At 71.1% G+C, this 17586-nt stretch carries 20 protein-coding genes and 1 pseudogene; 8 read left to right on the top strand and 13 right to left on the bottom strand.

Annotated features, from left to right (window positions below; genetic code table 11):
- Positions 1-14: 14 nt before the first annotated feature.
- A complete protein-coding gene (locus ACZ42X_RS26940) occupies positions 15-1169 on the bottom strand; it encodes a hypothetical protein (protein WP_468295075.1) in 1155 nt (384 codons plus the stop codon).
- A gap of 37 nt (positions 1170-1206) precedes the next feature.
- Positions 1207-1827: a hypothetical protein gene (locus tag ACZ42X_RS26935; protein WP_468295072.1), complete on the bottom strand. Its 621-nt coding sequence runs from the start codon at positions 1825-1827 to the stop codon at positions 1207-1209.
- Between the two features lie 82 nt (positions 1828-1909).
- Here ACZ42X_RS26935 and ACZ42X_RS26930 point away from each other — a divergent pair, with 82 nt between their 5' ends.
- On the top strand, positions 1910-2335 hold the full coding sequence (locus ACZ42X_RS26930; RefSeq protein WP_468295070.1) for a hypothetical protein: 426 nt from the start codon (positions 1910-1912) through the stop codon (positions 2333-2335).
- Positions 2336-2353: 18 nt separating this feature from the next.
- Here the strand turns inward: ACZ42X_RS26930 and ACZ42X_RS26925 are convergent, their stop codons facing one another.
- The 4 genes from ACZ42X_RS26925 to ACZ42X_RS26910 form a co-directional block, all read right to left on the bottom strand.
- Positions 2354-2689 carry a hypothetical protein gene (locus ACZ42X_RS26925; protein WP_468295225.1) on the bottom strand — a complete coding sequence of 112 codons (336 nt, stop codon included), beginning with the start codon at positions 2687-2689 and terminating at the stop codon, positions 2354-2356.
- A gap of 65 nt (positions 2690-2754) precedes the next feature.
- A complete protein-coding gene (locus ACZ42X_RS26920) occupies positions 2755-3045 on the bottom strand; it encodes a hypothetical protein (RefSeq protein ID WP_468295067.1) in 291 nt (96 codons plus the stop codon).
- A 125-nt stretch (positions 3046-3170) separates the two neighbouring features.
- Positions 3171-3755 (bottom strand): phage tail tube protein, encoded by a 585-nt coding sequence (locus tag ACZ42X_RS26915; protein ID WP_468295065.1) that lies wholly within the window; start codon positions 3753-3755, stop codon positions 3171-3173.
- 210 nt (positions 3756-3965) lie between these two features.
- On the bottom strand, positions 3966-4367 hold the full coding sequence (locus ACZ42X_RS26910) for a hypothetical protein (protein ID WP_468295063.1): 402 nt from the start codon (positions 4365-4367) through the stop codon (positions 3966-3968).
- A gap of 355 nt (positions 4368-4722) precedes the next feature.
- On the opposite strand from ACZ42X_RS26910, the gene ACZ42X_RS26905 reads away from it, so the two are divergent.
- Positions 4723-5016, top strand: a complete 294-nt coding sequence (locus tag ACZ42X_RS26905; RefSeq protein WP_468295060.1) for a hypothetical protein — start codon at positions 4723-4725, stop codon at positions 5014-5016.
- Between the two features lie 83 nt (positions 5017-5099).
- Here the strand turns inward: ACZ42X_RS26905 and ACZ42X_RS26900 are convergent, their stop codons facing one another.
- From ACZ42X_RS26900 to ACZ42X_RS26890, 3 genes are all read right to left on the bottom strand, one after another.
- Positions 5100-5333, bottom strand: a complete 234-nt coding sequence (locus tag ACZ42X_RS26900) for a MerR family transcriptional regulator (protein WP_468295058.1) — start codon at positions 5331-5333, stop codon at positions 5100-5102.
- Positions 5330-6139 (bottom strand): hypothetical protein, encoded by an 810-nt coding sequence (locus ACZ42X_RS26895; RefSeq protein ID WP_468295056.1) that lies wholly within the window; start codon positions 6137-6139, stop codon positions 5330-5332. Before ACZ42X_RS26895 ends, ACZ42X_RS26900 begins: the two co-directional genes overlap by 4 nt.
- Positions 6140-6312: 173 nt before the next feature.
- Entirely contained in the window at positions 6313-6693 is a 381-nt protein-coding gene (locus tag ACZ42X_RS26890; RefSeq protein ID WP_468295053.1) for a WhiB family transcriptional regulator, read from the bottom strand.
- A gap of 224 nt (positions 6694-6917) precedes the next feature.
- Here ACZ42X_RS26890 and ACZ42X_RS26885 point away from each other — a divergent pair, with 224 nt between their 5' ends.
- From ACZ42X_RS26885 to tuf, 6 genes are all read left to right on the top strand, one after another.
- Positions 6918-7403, top strand: a complete 486-nt coding sequence (locus tag ACZ42X_RS26885; RefSeq protein WP_468295051.1) for a helix-turn-helix domain-containing protein — start codon at positions 6918-6920, stop codon at positions 7401-7403.
- Positions 7404-7577: 174 nt separating this feature from the next.
- On the top strand, positions 7578-8600 hold the full coding sequence (locus ACZ42X_RS26880) for a hypothetical protein (protein WP_468295048.1): 1023 nt from the start codon (positions 7578-7580) through the stop codon (positions 8598-8600).
- Between the two features lie 368 nt (positions 8601-8968).
- Complete coding sequence (gene rpsL, locus ACZ42X_RS26875; protein WP_003948652.1) at positions 8969-9340, top strand: 30S ribosomal protein S12; 372 nt, start codon at positions 8969-8971, stop codon at positions 9338-9340.
- A gap of 2 nt (positions 9341-9342) precedes the next feature.
- Complete coding sequence (rpsG, locus tag ACZ42X_RS26870; protein WP_031076642.1) at positions 9343-9813, top strand: 30S ribosomal protein S7; 471 nt, start codon at positions 9343-9345, stop codon at positions 9811-9813.
- A 38-nt stretch (positions 9814-9851) separates the two neighbouring features.
- On the top strand, positions 9852-11978 hold the full coding sequence (fusA, locus tag ACZ42X_RS26865) for an elongation factor G (protein WP_403554040.1): 2127 nt from the start codon (positions 9852-9854) through the stop codon (positions 11976-11978).
- Positions 11979-12126: 148 nt separating this feature from the next.
- Positions 12127-13320: an elongation factor Tu gene (gene tuf, locus ACZ42X_RS26860; protein ID WP_361421479.1), complete on the top strand. Its 1194-nt coding sequence runs from the start codon at positions 12127-12129 to the stop codon at positions 13318-13320.
- A 130-nt stretch (positions 13321-13450) separates the two neighbouring features.
- Here tuf and ACZ42X_RS26855 read toward each other — a convergent pair whose 3' ends face one another.
- The 4 genes and pseudogenes from ACZ42X_RS26855 to ACZ42X_RS26840 all read right to left on the bottom strand — a co-directional run bounded on the left by ACZ42X_RS26855 (position 13451) and on the right by ACZ42X_RS26840 (position 17568).
- The gene (locus tag ACZ42X_RS26855; RefSeq protein WP_468295042.1) at positions 13451-15562 is read right to left on the bottom strand and encodes a PIG-L family deacetylase; all 2112 of its coding nucleotides are present in this window, start codon (positions 15560-15562) and stop codon (positions 13451-13453) included.
- 116 nt (positions 15563-15678) lie between these two features.
- Positions 15679-16134, bottom strand: coding sequence for a DUF6463 family protein (locus tag ACZ42X_RS26850; RefSeq protein ID WP_468295040.1), 456 nt, complete (start codon positions 16132-16134; stop codon positions 15679-15681).
- A gap of 173 nt (positions 16135-16307) precedes the next feature.
- Positions 16308-16973: pseudogene (locus tag ACZ42X_RS26845) on the bottom strand (response regulator); the annotation flags it as partial.
- 100 nt (positions 16974-17073) lie between these two features.
- Complete coding sequence (locus tag ACZ42X_RS26840; protein ID WP_468295038.1) at positions 17074-17568, bottom strand: anthrone oxygenase family protein; 495 nt, start codon at positions 17566-17568, stop codon at positions 17074-17076.
- Positions 17569-17586: the final 18 nt, after the last annotated feature.

The raw sequence follows: 17586 nt of genomic DNA, 5'->3' as shown, positions 1-17586 counted from the left end.
CGTGCGGACACGACCTAGCGGCGGGCGAGTTGGCGGTGGCCGGCGATGACGGCGCGGGCGATGGTCTGGCCGTCGACCTGGACGTGGACGGGCCGGTCGGCGAGCCGTTCGACCGCCTCGGCGAGCCGGGCGATCTGGGCGCGGCCGCCGCCGGGGCCGATCATGCGTTCCAGCTTGCTGAGCGGGATGACGGCCTCGTGCTCGCCGGCCTCGCCGATCACGGCGAGGGTGCCGCCGTTGCGGGGCTGGACGATGCCGCCCTTGGCGAGGTGGGGGACCGGGATCTTCGGCAGGTTCATGGAGAAGCTCTTGCCGCCGAACTTCGGCACCCAGCTGGGGATCGAGACCTTGAAGCCGTTGAGCGCGCCGATGATCGTGTTGATGGCGGTGGCGAAGGCCCGGAAGGGCGCGAGCATGACGTTGCCGATGCCCTTGAGGATCGGCGTGATCACCCTGATCGCCGTCGACACCGCGTTCTGGATCGCCTTCATGCCGGCCTTGAAGCCCTTGGAGACGACGGAGACGATCTTGTCGACGTTGACGAACTTGAGGATGAGCGGCGCGAGCAGCGCCATGATGAGGCCGAACGGGTTGGCGGCCATCACCAGGTTGAGCCCGCGCTGCGCGAGGCTCGCCCCCTTCAGGCCCTTGGCCAGCCCGCCGCCCATCGTCTTGCCGGTCTTGTCGGCGTTCTTCCCGGCCTTCCCGACCGACTTCTCGACGGCGTCCGCCTGGCGCTTGACGTCACGCAGGGCGTTCTTCGCCTTGTCGGCGGAGCCCTTGAGCCTGTCGAGCGAGGTCTTGAACTTGTCGGTGCCGCTCTTGGCCTTGCCGAAGGAGGTGTTGGCGTTGTTGAGGCCGGTGCGGAGCCTGCCCAGCGAGCTGTTGCCGTTGTTCGCGGAGGTGCGGAGCTTGCCGACGGCGGAGCCGGCCTTGTCGGCGCCCCCCTTGACCTTGGTCATGGCGGCGGACGCCTTGTCGCCGCCGCCCTTGATCTTGGACAGGGCGGTGTCGGCCTGCCCCGCGGTGGTCTTCAAGCGGCTCAGCGGCGCGGAGGTCTGCTCGACCGATCGCTTGAGCCCGCCCATCTGCTTCGACGCCGTATCGGCGTTCGACCGGAGGCCGCGTAGCGAACCCGCGGCCTTGTTCAGGGAACTGACCAGAGACATCGTCATTCCTTTCCGCGGGGGTACGCGGCTTTCTTCGTCATCCGATGGCGGTGATGAGGTTGTTGATGCGGCGCTCCAAGTGGTTCAGGTGACTGGCTACGGCCTGGACATTTCCCACGTTCACCGGTTCCGCGCGACGCGTCGGCGCCACGGAATTCGCTGTCCGATCGCGCAGGGAGCGGATGTACCTCTCCACGTTGTCGATGCGCTGGCCGTGATCACGGGAGGTGTTCTTCATCGCGTCGGAACGCGGACTCGGGTACTGGTCCATGAACCGCTGGACGTGCGGGCGCAGCTCCTTCGCCAGGTCCAGGGCCGCCTGTGCGTGGAGTTTGAGTTTCTGCGGCGACAGGCCGTCCCTGTCGAGCTTCCTGTCCTCCATGATCTGGAGCAGGTCCCACCTGGTGTACTCCGCCTTGACGAGCGTGGCTTCGGCGACGCCGAGGTTGGCGGTGGCCGCGAGGGCGTTGACTTCGGGCTTGAACCCGTTCACCGCCATGGCCAAGGCGTTGACCTCACCCTTGAGGCCCGTGAATTCCGGCTTTTTCACCAGAGTGGACTCGCCGCTCTTGAGCCATGCGACGACTGACTCGTAGAAATTCTTTTCGTCTTCCTTCTTCTTTTCCTTTTCGCTTCCCTTTTCCGGTGCATTCGTCATGTCGCCCTCTTCCTTTCGGGTCCCCGACGTGCTACGCTCCGGCGATTCACGGTGATCGCGGAGAGCAGATACGGCGGAGGAAATGAATATTCTTCTCGGGGCCTTTTCCGGGGTGGCGGCACCGTTGTTCCTGTGGGGTGCGTGGATCGTCGCCGGAAAGGGCGTCGCGCTGCTGCGCGGAGCCAGGCGCGACATAGTGGCCAGTGCGACCGCGAAAGGTACGTGCGTGGGCGTCGGGGCGACGCGCCACTCGTACCGCTTCGCGACGCCGGACGGCGCGACTCACGTGGCGTACGTAGGGCGGACCGGTTCCCTCGACACCCCGAAGGTGGGGTCCACCACCCTCCTCCGCTACCGGAAGGACGATCCGAAGGTGGCCGCCACCTTCGCCACGACCGTGATCGTCATGCCGCTCGGCGGGGCCATGACCCTGGTGCTGGCCCTCGTCTGCGCCGCCGCCGGGGCGCTCTGCGGGGTGCTGGCGTTCGCGCTGATCACGGAGTTCTGAGGGCTCCGCGGAACAGGATCAGGAGAAGAACCGGGCGAGTTCGGCCGGGTCCGGGGCCGGGGCCGACTCCGGGGCGTCCGGCGGGGCGGACCCCTCGGTGCCGCCGTCGGGGCGCGGTACCGGCGTCGGGTACTCCAGCGTCTCCGCGTCCTCGCCCTGGTTGACCGTGGCGAACATCCAGTTGGACTCGGCGAGGTGGTCCACCGCGGTGGCGAGCAGGTAGTCGCTCACGCCCCACTCCGCCGCCTCGCCGTGCACCGCGCGCGCGAGCGCGCTGTCGCGCGGCATGTGGCGGACCAGCACCGCGAGCCGGCGGGAGGAGAGCCGGCCGCGGTGCCAGTCGAGCAGGTCCACGCCGTAGTGGCGCAGCAGGTCGGCCTCCAGGGCCTCGGCGTGCTCCTCGACGAGCACGCCGAGGCTCAGCCTTCCCCCAGGCCGAGCCCGGTCTCCTTGCCGTACGCCTCCAGGATCGCCGCGATGTCCTGCATCGTGACCTCCAGGCGGTCGAAGCGGGCGTACTGCTGCTCGCCCAGGAGCAGCCGCAACAGCCCGTCGACGTCGTTGTCGTCGAGTTCGCGCAGCTTGCGGGCGGTGGAACGGGACAGCTCGGTCGGCAGCTGGAAGGCCTGGTCGTCGAGCTCGAAGCTCCAGGCACGGCCGAGGGCTTCCAGGCGTTGGGCGCGGGCGGCGTTGACGTTGAAGGAGGACATGCGTGGGCTCCTCTTGAGGAAGGGGGAGGGGAAACGAAGGCGCCGGCGCCCGGCGCGCGGCCACAGGGGGCCGCGCGCCGGACACCGGCGTGGGGAGGGACGGGCGCCGGGGGAGCGCCGCGCCCTTACGCGTACGACTTGTCCTTCATGATCCAGGTCGCCAGCGTGGAGCTGCCCTCGGGAGCGAGGGCGGTGAAGGTGATGCCGAGCTTCAGCGCCCCGGTGCGGGTCAGGCCGATCTCCTCGGTCTCCGTGACCTGGCCGCGCGGGACGATGAAGCGGTACGTGACGTCCGAGCCGTCCTTGAACTCGATGCCGAGCTGGCGCTCGTCCTTCTGCGGCTCGGCGCCCATGGCGTACGAGTAGGTGTCGACGGCCCCGGTGGCGGTCACCGGGGTGACCGCGCCGCCGCCCATGAAGAACGGCAGCGTGTCCTTGTTGAACTGCAGGAGCTGGAACTTCACCGTCAGGTCGCGGTCCGAGTAGATGAAGCGGGCCGGGCTGACCGACTGCCAGGTGTCGACCGGGTCGATCTTGTCCTTCTTGTTGAACTTGATGCCGTCGGTGCTGGTGTAGCCGAGCTCGGTCCAGCCGGTGACCCACTCGTCGACGGTGTGCTTCGGCGCGGCCGGGCCGGTGGGGCCGGCGGCGGCGACGAGGATGCGGCCGGTGCCGGCGACGCGGATCTGGTTGCCGTTGTTGGCGGGCATGGGAACTCCTCAGGTGAAGGGTGGTGCGGGATAGGGCGAAGGCCCCGCCGCGGGTGCGACAGGGCCTGTTCGTGGGCCGCGCGGGACGCGCGGCGGGTGTGCCGGTGCGGTGCGGCCCGCTGTACGGGCCGGTTACGCGGACCGGTTACGCGGACCGGTTACGCGGGGCGGTTACGCGGACCGGTTACGCGGGGCGGTTACGCGGGGCGGTTACGCGGGGCGGATCGAGATCCGGACCGTCGAGAGGTAGCGGTTGCCGTTCGGCCGGTTGTAGTCGGGCAGCCAGCGCGGACCGTCCGCCTCGGCCACCTCGGTGACGGAGGCGCCGCCGTACACCGTTCCGGCGGCTTCGAGCAGCGCGGCACGCGCGGTGAGCGCCACCGTGTGGGCGGCGGTCTTGTCCGGCCCGTAGACCTCCAGGTCGAGCAGCGGCTGGTCGAGGTGGAGGTCGTCCACCCAGGCGCCGCCGACGCGGGAGACGAGGACGGCCTTCTGGGTGCCGTCGAACCCGGCGGGCGGCCGGTTGTCGACCACGACACCGGCCAGTTCCGCCCGGTTCTTCAGGTGGTCGACCACGAGGCGTTCCACGTCCGGGAAGGCGAGAGGGCTCACATGGACGCTCCCTTCGGGAGAGAGTCGGGAGAGAGTCGGGAAAACACGAAGCGGCAGGACCGCCGCCCTGGTGTCGGGCGCAGCTCTGCCGCTGCTCCAAGTGTGATCGAGGCCCGCGGGCTCCGCAACCAACTTGCCCCCGGCTGCGGCGGGACGCGCTCCGTATGTCCGCCGCGACCCCCCTCATCTGCGCTACGCTCGCTAACCCGAACATAAGTTCGAGCAAGGTTGCAGGGTCGAGCGGACGAGCGGACGCGGACGCGGAAGGTACGGAGCACCCGGGCGGGCGTGAGGAGTGGTGGGGCGTGCAGGAGACGAACACGAGGAGCGGGCGGGCAGCCGGCGGTGAAGGCCGATGAGGAACAGCCCGCAGGACCGACTGGCAGATGTCGCCGCCGCCGTCGTCGAGGTCGCCGTGGAGAGTGCCGCGGCGGGGACGTACACCGGAGGGGTCGGCCGCGCCCTCAGTTCCGTCATCGCCAAGGTCGGCGCGCGCCTCACGGTCGACGCCGAGCTGCGCGGCTTCTCCAGCGGCTGGCAGGAGGCGGTGGCCACGCTGAGCCCGGAGCCACCCGCCCCCGCGAAGCAGGTGCAGCACGCGTCCGTGGTGCGTATCCCCAGCCCGCCGGACGGGGCGGAACACGGCTGACCTCTCGATACGTCGATACGCACGACGACGCCGGGGCGACCACTCCTCTGAGGAAGTGGTCGCCCCGGCGTCGTCGTGCGTGCTCAGGCCTGGACCGGCCGCGGCTTGCGGCGCGCGGAGCGTTCGGCGGCGAAGACGTCCTCCAGCCGGTAGAGCTGCGCCCGGCCCTGCCGCCCCGCGGGGGACAGGTGCCCGAGCTGCACCCACTTGCGGATGGTGGTGGGCACGACCCCCGCCTCCTGCGCGGCCGTCTGCCCGGTGACGAGCGCGGCTCCGGCCGGGACCGGGATCCGGGACGTGATCGGCGTACGGTTCATCGGGCCCCTCCGTCGCGCACCGCCGCGGCCACCGCCGCCGGTGCCGTCTCCTCCATGCGCGCGGCGATCTCCGCCACGCCGCCCTCCGCCGCCTCGGCCAGCTCCTGCCAGGCGTCCTCCGCCCACAGGTGCCGGAACGCCGGGTCGCTCACGCAGTCGCAGTCCGGCAGACCGCACCGGCACCCAGGGTTGACGCACACCACGGCCCGGCCCGTCGGGAACGCCCGCAGCGACACCGAGTCGCACCACGGGCAGCGCCCGGACACGCGCACCATCGTCTCCGCCTCGCCCAGCTCCCGCGCGCAGCGCCTCGCCATGCGGCGCATCTCGTCCCGTACGTGGACGGCGAGCGTGGCGTCGGCGCCGATGCGGCCGAGCAGCTCGGTGATCCGCCGCAGCCGCTGCGCGACGTCGGCCCGGCGCGGCCGGCCCAGGGCCAGCCGGTCGTACACCGCCTCCTCCAGCTCCACGACACCGTCGGTGATGTCCCGGATCGCGTCGGACACGTGGAGGCGGATGGGGGAGGCGGCGTGGCCCGGTACGGACAGGCCGTGGCGCTGCTCGTTCAGCAGCGCCTCCTGTCGCTCGGCGCGCAGCCGGGCGGCGCGGGCGGCGAGCTGCGCGGCCCCGGGGGCCGGGCGGTCACGGGTCGGCGCGCCGCCGCGGCCCGGCGACGGCGCCAGTTCGGTGAGCAGCTCGGGGAACTGGCGGACCAGCATGGCGGTCCACAGTGCGGCATCCCGTACGACGCCGGTGGTGGCGTCGTCGGCGGTGGTGGTGAGGGTGGTGGGCTGGCTGACGGACATGGAGTGCTCCCTCCTGCGGGGCGCCGCGAGAGCGCCGACGTGGAGCGGCCGCGACACGACGGTGGCGGACGTAGTGAGTGGCTGTGGCTGCTGACCCAGTGGTGCCGGCCGTACGGGCGGCGTGTGGTGGACGTACGTGCGGGGCCTGCGCGGCGGCGGAGGCCAGGCGGAGGTCAGGCGGCGGCCTGGTCGAGCGGGGGCGTGCGGTGGTCCTCGGGGCCCGCCGCGAGGGCCTCGGCCTCACGGGCGCCGCCCTGGGCGCGGGCGCGGTTGCCCCGGTTCAGGTCCACCGGCCGGCCGTTGTGCCACAGCCGCCCGGCGCTCACGCCGTCGAACCACGTACGCGCGGGGTCCACGGCCTCCTCGCACTCCCGCGTCACACGGCAGCGCGCGCACGCCCGCAGCGCCGGCGCCGCGTCGGCCGGCCGCCGGGCGAAGACCACCTGCGGCGGCAGCCCCGCACAGGCGGCGTCCATCCGCCACCCGAGGAACTCCCGCAGCTCCGCGGCGGACGATGACGACGACGGACGGGCGTTGAACGGCGGTACGGACATGACGGTGGCCCCCTGATGCACTGCGATCTGCGATCTGCGAACGCTTGAGCGAAACGTTTGTTGCGAGGCAGCACACTGGCATGTTGCGAGCGAGCGCGCAACTAAAAGTGAAAGGGGGCATATCCAGTTCTCGACGCAACCTTCACAATTGCGTGCGTGTAAGCGCGCAACCAGTGCGCGCAAGCGCGATAGTCTGGTGGCCGCCTCGAAGGGAGGGCGTACCCATGTCCGTCAGCGAACTGGAAGAGTTCACGGCCTGGATCGAAGGGGTGATCCGGCGGCAGGGGTACGACATCGACAGCCCGCGCGGCGGTGGCAAATCCCGCCTCGCCGACGAGGCCGGCGTGCACCGGGCGGCCATCACCCGCCTCCTGCAGGGGCAGAGCATGCCGGACCTGGAGACCATGCGCCGCCTCGCCCACGTGCTGCGCGTCCCGGTCCGCGACATGCTCATCAAGTCCGGCAGACTCACCGAGGAGGACCTGCCGTTGCCCGGCCTGTCCGGTGACGTGCCGCCCGCCGAGGAGTCGGCGACCCCGGCCCTCACCCTCGAACAGGCCGCGGCCGGGCTGGGCATCCCGCCCGACCAGCGCGACATGTTCATCCGGGTGGCCGGACAGTTCCTCCCCGAGTGGCCCGCCGGCCGCCCCGAGCGCGAGGCGCACCCAGGGCCCCGGCAGGCGGACGCCAAGGGTGTCCGCGAGGCCTGACTCCGCTTTCTCGTAAGCTTGTTCGCGCCTGTCCCCACGATTTCGCAGGCTCATTGCCCCGGCGGCGGCCGAGCCTCCGGGGGCACCGCCGTAGGTATGGGCGTCGCCGGCGCGGAGCGTGAACCGGCGTCTTCGGCGGAACCGAAACGGCGACGGGTCGCGAAAGAGAGTGTCATGGTCGAGGGCGAGGGGTGCTCCCGGCCGACCGGCGACCCGGGCGACGACGAGGCGGGGCCGACCAAGGCCAGGGGCCCCGTACGCGGACTTCCGGAACCCGCCGCCGACCTGCCGGCCCTGCTCGCCACCCTCGGCCGCTACCTGGAGGGCCACGCGCCCGACGAGGTCGTGGTCCTGCTGCGCGAGGAACTGGCGCGCCGGGAGCTCCAGGCGTACGTCAACGGCTGGCGTGACGCCGCCGACGAGTACGAACCCGTCCTGGAGGAGGCGCGCCGCATCGCCCAGGCCCGCCGCCTGCGGCTGGTCGGCCGTACGCCGGGCCAGGCGGCGGTCATCCCCTTCCCGCAGGGCGAGGACCCGGCGGCGGACGACGAGTCCGCCGGGGGCCGACCGGAAACCGGCCCAGAGTCCCGCCCGGAGTCCCCGGGCCCCGGCGCCGAGGCGAGCGCGTTGGCCTCCCGGCGGCCGAGGGGGCGCGGCGGCGCGTCCGGCGACGCCGGAAGGGACCCGGCCCCCGCCCCGGCCTCTTCGCCCACTTCGCCCCCTTCGCGCTCGCGCGCAACAAGCGAGGACGCGGCCGCGCGGCGCCCTCGCGACCGCCCCGCCCGCCGGGCCCCGGCCGACCCGCCCGCCGCCGAGCCCCCCATGCAGCGCCAGGCCCCGGCCGCACCGCGCCCGCACCCCCGCGAGAACGCGCAGGGCCAGGCCCCGCCCCCGTCGGACGCCGTCGAGGACGCGCACCGCCCGGCCCCGGACGGGAATGCGCCCGGCACCGCCGAGGACCCGCAGGGCCAGAGCGCCGCCGGCTCCCGCACCGCCGAGGACCCGCAGCGCCGGCCACCTGCCGAGTCCGCGACCCGCGAGGGCCCGCAGCGCCAGGCCGATGCGCAGGACCCCGCTTCCGATCAGGCCCGTACCGGGGCCGCCGCGCCCAAGCTCGTCGCCAAATCGCGCAGCTCCCGCGTCCCCACGATCCCGCGGCTCCCGGCGCGCCGCCGGAGGCCCGGCGACCACCCCTGAGGCGGCGCGCGGCTCCCGCGCCCAGGGCCGTGCCCGTGGCCGCACCCACGGCCGGGCGGACGGCCGGGACCGGGGTTCGGGCGAACGCCGAGGCGAGGGGCTTTCGTGCAGGCGGCCGGCGCCCGGCGGGCGAGGTCATTTGTTTTGACCCAGGTCCATACGGTAGGTACGCTCAGACCTTGTGCCTGGGGTGTGCCTGGGCTCCTGTGCGTGTCCTCAACCGCACGGCGAGTCGAGCATCGGCCACCGCAATCTGCGCCCATTTCCGCCTCGCGGCGGAAGTCCGCAGTATTCGACACACCCGACCGCGTGGGTCGGCAACGTTCCAGGTTAGCTTTACTACACGGCACACAGAAACCGGAGAAGTAGTGCCTACGATCCAGCAGCTGGTCCGTAAGGGCCGGCAGGACAAGGTCGAGAAGAACAAGACGCCCGCACTCGAGGGTTCCCCTCAGCGCCGCGGCGTCTGCACGCGTGTGTTCACGACCACCCCGAAGAAGCCGAACTCGGCCCTCCGCAAGGTCGCGCGTGTGCGTCTGACCAGCGGGATCGAGGTCACGGCTTACATTCCGGGTGAGGGACACAACCTGCAGGAGCACTCCATCGTGCTCGTGCGTGGTGGCCGTGTGAAGGACCTGCCGGGTGTTCGCTACAAGATCATCCGCGGTTCGCTCGACACCCAGGGTGTCAAGAACCGCAAGCAGGCCCGCAGCCGCTACGGCGCCAAGAAGGAGAAGTAAGAATGCCTCGTAAGGGCCCCGCCCCGAAGCGCCCGGTCATCATCGACCCGGTCTACGGTTCTCCTCTGGTGACCTCGCTCATCAACAAGATTCTGCTGAACGGCAAGCGCTCCACCGCCGAGCGGATCGTCTACGGCGCCATGGAAGGCCTCCGCGAGAAGACCGGCAACGACCCGGTCATCACGCTGAAGCGCGCCCTCGAGAACGTCAAGCCGTCCCTCGAGGTCAAGTCCCGCCGTGTCGGTGGCGCCACCTACCAGGTGCCGATCGAGGTCAAGCCCGGTCGCGCCTCCACGCTCGCGCTCCGCTGGCTCGTGGGTTACTCCCGCGCCCGTCGCGAGAAGACCATGACCGAGCGCCTCATGAACGAGCTCCTGGACGCCTCGAACGGCCTCGGTGCTTCGGTCAAGAAGCGTGAGGACACGCACAAGATGGCCGAGTCCAACAAGGCCTTCGCGCACTACCGCTGGTAGTCGCACCCACATCGAGACCGAGAGAAGACTGAAGCCTTATGGCTACCACTTCGCTTGACCTGGCCAGGGTCCGCAACATCGGGATCATGGCCCACATCGACGCGGGCAAGACGACCACCACCGAGCGGATCCTGTTCTACACCGGCGTTTCGTACAAGATCGGTGAGGTCCACGACGGCGCCGCCACGATGGACTGGATGGAGCAGGAGCAGGAGCGCGGCATCACGATCACGTCCGCCGCGACGACCTGCCACTGGTCGCTCGAGGACGTCGATCACACCATCAACATCATCGACACCCCGGGTCACGTCGACTTCACCGTCGAGGTGGAGCGTTCGCTCCGCGTCCTCGACGGCGCCGTGACGGTGTTCGACGGTGTGGCCGGTGTTGAGCCGCAGTCCGAGACCGTGTGGCGTCAGGCGGACCGCTACGGCGTTCCGCGCATCTGCTTCGTCAACAAGCTCGACCGTACGGGCGCCGAGTTCCACCGCTGCGTGGACATGATCTCGGACCGCCTGGGTGCGCAGCCGATCGTCATGCAGCTCCCGATCGGTGCCGAGGCGGACTTCAAGGGCGTCATCGACCTGGTCCGCATGAAGGCGCTGGTCTGGTCCGCCGAGGCGGCCAAGGGCGAGATGTACGACGTCGTCGACATCCCGGACACCCACGCCGAGGCTGCCGAGGAGTACCGCGGCAAGCTCGTCGAGACCGTCGCCGAGAACGACGAAGAGATCATGGAGCTGTACCTGGAGGGCCAGGAGCCGTCCGAGGAGCAGCTGTACGCCGCGATCCGTCGTATCACCATCGCCTCCGGCAAGGGCACCGGCACCACGGTCACCCCGGTGTTCTGTGGCACCGCGTTCAAGAACAAGGGCGTCCAGCCCCTGCTCGACGCGGTCGTGCGCTACCTCCCCTCCCCCGTCGACATCGAGGCCATCGAGGGCCACGACGTCAAGGACGCGGAGACGGTCGTCAAGCGCAAGCCGTCCGACGACGAGCCGCTGTCGGCGCTGGCGTTCAAGATCATGAGCGACCCGCACCTCGGCAAGCTCACCTTCGTCCGGATCTACTCCGGTCGCCTGGAGTCCGGCACCTCGGTGCTGAACTCCGTCAAGGGCAAGAAGGAGCGCATCGGCAAGATCTACCGCATGCACGCGAACAAGCGTGAGGAGATCGAGTCGGTGGGCGCCGGCGACATCATCGCCGTCATGGGTCTGAAGCAGACCACGACCGGTGAGACGCTGTGCGACGAGAAGGCCCCGGTCATCCTGGAGTCCATGGACTTCCCGGCCCCGGTCATCGAGGTCGCGATCGAGCCCAAGTCCAAGGGTGACCAGGAGAAGCTGGGTGTCGCCATCCAGCGTCTCGCGGAGGAGGACCCCTCCTTCCAGGTGCACACCAACGAGGAGACCGGCCAGACCGTCATCGGCGGTATGGGCGAGCTTCACCTCGAGGTCCTCGTCGACCGCATGAAGCGCGAGTTCAAGGTCGAGGCCAACGTCGGCAAGCCTCAGGTCGCGTACCGTGAGACGATCCGCAAGGCCGTCGAGCGCGTGGACTACACCCACAAGAAGCAGACCGGTGGTACCGGTCAGTTCGCCAAGGTGCAGATCGCGGTCGAGCCGATCGAGGGCGGCGACGCCTCGTACGAGTTCGTCAACAAGGTCACCGGTGGCCGCATCCCGAAGGAATACATCCCTTCGGTGGACGCCGGCTGCCAGGAGGCCATGCAGTTCGGCATCCTCGCGGGCTACGAGATGACGGGCGTCCGCGTCACGCTTCTCGACGGTGCCTACCACGAGGTCGACTCCTCCGAGCTCGCCTTCAAGATCGCCGGTTCGCAGGCCTTCAAGGAGGCCGCGCGCAAGGCGTCCCCGGTGCTCCTCGAGCCGATGATGGCCGTCGAGGTCACCACGCCCGAGGACTACATGGGCGACGTCATCGGTGACATCAACTCCCGCCGTGGCCAGATCCAGGCCATGGAGGAGCGTGCCGGCGCCCGGGTCGTCAAGGGCCTGGTGCCGCTCTCGGAGATGTTCGGCTACGTCGGCGACCTCCGCAGCAAGACCTCGGGTCGCGCAAGCTACTCGATGCAGTTCGACTCCTACGCCGAGGTTCCGCGGAACGTCGCCGAGGAGATCATCGCGAAGGCCAAGGGCGAGTAACTCTCACCGGTTCACGCTTTAGGCTTGACACCATCCGCCGGGGCTCCGCCCCGAACCCGAGGCAGAGTTCCCGGCGGGTGGCCACCCAGCAAAGATCACCTGGCGCCGATGAGTAAGGCGTACCAGAACCACTCTCAGGAGGACCCCCGTGGCGAAGGCGAAGTTCGAGCGGACTAAGCCGCACGTCAACATCGGCACCATCGGTCACATCGACCACGGTAAGACGACCCTCACGGCCGCCATTACCAAGGTGCTGCACGACAAGTACCCGGACCTGAACGAGGCTTCGGCCTTCGACCAGATCGACAAGGCTCCTGAGGAGCGTCAGCGCGGTATCACCATCTCCATCGCGCACGTCGAGTACCAGACGGAGTCGCGTCACTACGCGCACGTCGACTGCCCGGGTCACGCGGACTACATCAAGAACATGATCACCGGTGCGGCCCAGATGGACGGCGCCATCCTCGTGGTCGCCGCCACCGACGGCCCGATGCCGCAGACCAAGGAGCACGTGCTCCTGGCCCGCCAGGTCGGCGTTCCGTACATCGTCGTCGCCCTGAACAAGGCCGACATGGTGGACGACGAGGAGATCCTGGAGCTCGTCGAGCTCGAGGTGCGTGAGCTCCTCTCCGAGTACGAGTTCCCGGGCGACGACCTGCCGGTCGTCAAGGTCTCCGCTCTGAAGGCGCTCGAGGGCGACCCGGAGTGGGCCGAGTCGGTCCTCAACCTGATGAACGCCGTCGACGAGGCCATCCCGCAGCCGGAGCGCGACGTCGACAAGCCGTTCCTCATGCCGATCGAGGACGTCTTCACGATCACCGGTCGCGGTACGGTCGTCACCGGCCGTATCGAGCGTGGTGTCCTGAAGGTCAACGAGACCGTCGACATCATCGGCATCAAGACCGAGAAGACCACCACCACGGTCACCGGCATCGAGATGTTCCGCAAGCTGCTCGACGAGGGCCAGGCCGGTGAGAACGTCGGTCTGCTCCTCCGTGGCATCAAGCGCGAGGACGTCGAGCGCGGCCAGGTCATCATCAAGCCGGGCTCGGTCACCCCGCACACCGAGTTCGAGGCGCAGGCCTACATCCTGTCCAAGGACGAGGGTGGCCGCCACACGCCGTTCTTCAACAACTACCGCCCGCAGTTCTACTTCCGTACCACGGACGTGACCGGCGTCGTGACCCTCCCCGAGGGCACCGAGATGGTCATGCCGGGCGACAACACCTCCATGTCCGTCCAGCTGATCCAGCCGGTCGCCATGGAGGAGGGCCTCAAGTTCGCCATCCGTGAGGGTGGCCGGACCGTCGGCGCCGGCCAGGTCACCAAGATCGTCAAGTAACTCTGACGGTTTGACCTGGTAGCTCGTCGCAGAGCTCCTGCAAGCCGAGGGCCCCGCACCGAGAGGTGCGGGGCCCTTCGGCGTATCCGGAGCCGCTCAGCTCTGGGCGCGCGGCTCCGGCGCTGGACGCTCAGCCCTCGGTACGCGGCTCCGGCGCCCACGTCCACGGGTGGGCGTCCGCGCCGAGGCCGATCGCGACGACGCCGTGCTCACGGTGGGCGTGCAGCATCGCCGACTCCAGGGCCACGGCCCCCTGCGTACGGGTGGACAGCCGTCCGCCGCCGGTGCGGATCTGGACGCGGCCCCGCAGGTCCTTGCCGACCAGCACCGGGCCCTCGGGGGTCGCGACGGCGCCGACCGGCCCGTACCCGTCGAAGGCGATACGGGTCGGGGCCGCGTCGTCGACGCGTACCGCCGTCAGCTTCTCGCTGGTCGGCGCGCGGTAGTACAGCTCCAGGCCGCCGTCGGGCGCCGCGGCCACCGCCAGCGGGTCGCCGGAGGCGGGCAGTCCGCTGTCCGGGCGGAACGTGACCCGCCCGCCCGGCGAGGTCTGCGCCCAGTGGTGGATCGTGTCGCGGGCGGTGGCGAAGAGGTGGACGCGCCCGGTGCGGTCCGCCGTGGCCGCCAGGCCGTCCTGGATCTCCTCGCCGCCGAGGTCCCGCCAGGGCCCCCAGCTGCCGTCGGGCTCCCGGACGCGGGTGCTGACGCCCTTGTCGGCGTTGCGTACGAAGAGGTGGACCCGGTCACCGCCGTCGGTGACGGCCACCGGGACGCCGAGCCGGCGCCCGCGGTCGTCGCCGTGCTCGGGGTTGCCGAGCCCGCGCCAGGGGAGGAACGGCCCGCCCGGCGTGCGCTGCTCCAGCACCACGATCTCGCGCTTGTTCGGGCCGCCGTGCCCGCCGAGCGCCGAGAAGCGCAGGCCGAAGAGGAGCCGCCGCCCGTCCTTGAGGGCCGCCGAGCCGAGGCCGGGCGCGAGCGGCCCGCCGCCGAGGTCGTCCGGCTCGCCCCACTGGCCGCTGCCGCGCGCGGTCTCGTGCCAGCGCACCGCGCGCAGGCCGAGCACCCCGTACACGGCGAGCCGTCCGTCGGGCTCGGTGACGACGACCGGCCCGGGGTCCGGGTAGCGGTAGTGCGTGGCCCGCACCCACCCCTTCTTGTTGGTGAGGGGGCGGACGCCGCCGACGCTGTAGTCGCCGCAGCCGCCGCTGTTGCCGCACTGCCAGGCGGGGTCGCCGCCGTACGGCACGAGGTGCGCGGCCTTCTCGCGCAGCACGGGCTCGGGGAGGTTCTTGGGCCAGTGCCGGTTGTAGTAGCCCCGGAAGGACGTCGTCAGGAAGGCCGGTATCGCGCCGCCGTCCCCCGTCGCGTGCGCGACCCAGCGGACCATGGCCGCCCAGCTGAAGGAGGCGACGGCGGTGTGGTCGGCGTGGTCCGAGTAACCCCGCTGCTCGGAGTCCTTCTTGCGGGTCTTCTCGTCGCTGTGCTGGATGTCCGGATCCGGGTCCAGGGTGTGGATGACGGTCGGCCGGTACTGCTCCATGAGTCCGACGAGCACGTCGATGAGCCGGTCGTAGTCGTAGTCGTCGGCCTTGCGTACGGGGGAGTCGTCGGCGACGACGGTCCGCAGGCCCAGCTGGCGGTCGTGCCACAGGCTGGGGAGCGCCATCCAGCGGCGCGGGGCGTGCATGGCGAGGTTGAGGAAGACCAGCTCGACGCGGCGGTTGCCGTGGGTCAGCGTGTTGATCTCGGCGCGCCGGTCGCCGCGGAGGGTGAGGACGCCCTTCTGCCACGGCGTGAACGTGTCGAGCCCCAGCATCCGCGCGTACGCCTGCCGCAGCCCCTGGTGCCGGGCCGAGGAGTACGCCGACTTGTCGGCGGGGATGTCCTTGCGGCCGGGGATGTGGTTCTTGCCGTCGTGCTCGCCCGCGGTGACGTAGACGGAGACCAGCGGGACACCGGCGTCGACCATCCGCTGGGTGTCCGGGTTCATGAAGTACAGGTCGTCGTCCGGGTGCGCGGCGATCTGCATCAGCTGCGCGCGCCGCGAGCTGGTGATCGGCATCCCCGGCGCGGGGTCGGCGGTGGGCCCCCTGCGCCGCGGCGTGGGCACGGTGCAGCCGGTGACACCGGCGGCGACCGCCGCCCCGATGGCGGCCAGGCCGGCCAGAACGCCGCGCCGCCGCACGTTCGTCGCCGCCCGCCCGATGGCAGGGCGCGGCCCCGCCCCCCGTATCTCGTTCACTTGTCGTGCTCCCCGTCCGCTTCCCCCGCAGCGGTGCCCCCGCCTGCGTTACGTCGTCCCCGATCGCGGCGGCGGGGCTGGTGCGGAGCCGCACGCCGCGCGGTCGGTTAGACGGATTATCGGGGGGTGGGGTTGCCTGGGGCGGGGCGGGTCTCCTCAGGGCTCTCCCGGCGCTCCGGTGCCGACAGCGCCGCACGGTCCCGCCGCGAACGCAGCACCGCCAGCGCGCCGATGGCGATCAGGCACCAGCCGCCGGAAACCGGCTCCAGCAGGGACACCGGCACCCCGAGCGCCAGCAGGATCCACCCGAGCTCGGGGGGCAGCGTCCCGGTGGTCGTCACGGACCTGCGGGCCAGGAGGCCGAGACCGATCAGGCCCAGGCCGCTGACCATGAACCAGAGGGCCATCATGCGGCCCTCGTCGTCGTTGCCGACGGTGTTCCACAGCCCCTCGGAGAGGATGCCGCTCCAGTGGGAGCGGGCGGCGGCGAAGCCGACGAGCAGGTGTGCCGCGGCGGCGGCGTGGACGAGTCGGGGTATCCAGAGGGTGAGGCCGTGGGCAGGGGTGGTCATGAAGTCATGGTCCTTCCGGATGGCGTGTCGGTTCTTCAGTTGTCGTGCGGGAACGGCCGGGGCGGCTGTCGCGGCTGTCGTGGCTGGGGCGGTTGGGACGGCTGGGACCGCCGGGGTGGCTGGGGCGGCCGGTCCGCGACCTGGCCGGCGACCTGGCCAGCGACCTGGCCCGCGACCAGGCCCGCCTCGTGCGCCGCGAGGGCGGCCTCCACGCGGTTGCGGGCGCCGAGCTTCGCCAGTACGGCGCTGACGTGGGCCTTCACGGTGCCCTCGACCAGGTGCAGCGTCGCCGCGATCTCCGCGTTGGACAGGCCCGCGCCGAGGCCGGCCAGCACGTCGCGCTCCCGGCCCGTCAAATGGTCGAGGGACCGCCGGGGCCGGGCGGACCGCTGCGCGCGCAGACCGGCGACCACCCGGGCGGCGACCCTCGGAGACAGGTAGGCCCCGCCCGCGGCCACGGCCTGCACCCCGTTCAGCAGCTCCCGGGGATCGTCGGCCTTCAGCAGGAACCCGCTGGCGCCTTCCTCCAGGGCCCGTTGGATGAAGTGGTCCTCCCCGAACGTCGTCAGCATCACCACGCCGCTCGCCGGCACGGCCTGGTGGATGCGGGCCGCCGCCGCGATGCCGTCGAGGCCCGGCATCTGGATGTCCATGAGGACCACATCGGGCCGGTGACGGCGCGCCAGCGAGACGGCCTCCGCCCCGTCGGCCGCCTCGGCGACCACCTCCGTACGCGGGTCCCGCGCCAGGATGGCCCGGATACCGGCCCGCACCATCGCCTCGTCGTCCGCCACGAGGACGCGGACCGGCCGTCGTTGACCTGGTGTCGTCTCTTCCACACGGCGAGCGTACGGACCCGGCCGGGCCGCGCGGCCCGGACCCCCGTCGGCTTCGTCGGCGAGTGCCGCTGACGCCCGTGCGTCACCGGACCGGGTCGGTTCAGGCCGTGACCCGCGGCTTCTCCGTCGCCGGGCGCGCAGCGGTCCCGCGCAGGGCCAGGAAGATGAGGAGGGCGAACGCCGCCACGGCGCTGACGGTACGCGCGATGTTGAACAGCTCCCAGCGGTGCAGGACGTCCGCGTGGTCGGCCGGCGGTGCGGTGGCGGCCCACTGCTTGATGCGGCCGTTGATCGGGACGTTCCCGAACCGGGTGATCAGGAAGGACGCGACGGCCAGGCCACCTGCCACGGCCGCCAGGACCCGGGCCCGGCCACGCGTGCTGCCGGCCAGCGCGAGGGAGCTGAGGGCCGAGACCACCATGGCTCCCTGCACGGTGATCCCGTTCATCTTCATCAGCTCGGCGTGGAAGTCCAGTCTCATGTCGAGCGGGACGGCGCCGAAGGTCGGGACGAGGTTGGCGGCGCCATAGCAGAAGGCGCCGGAGAGCAGCCCGGTCGAGAGCAGGGACAGTGCCAGGAGGAAGCGGGGGCGCACGATGGAGTTCCTTGCGAG

The organism is Streptomyces sp. NPDC030862 (genome assembly GCF_055571835.1).
The sequence above is the reverse complement of the archived record's forward strand: the minus strand, read 5'-3'. Positions and strand labels throughout refer to the sequence as shown.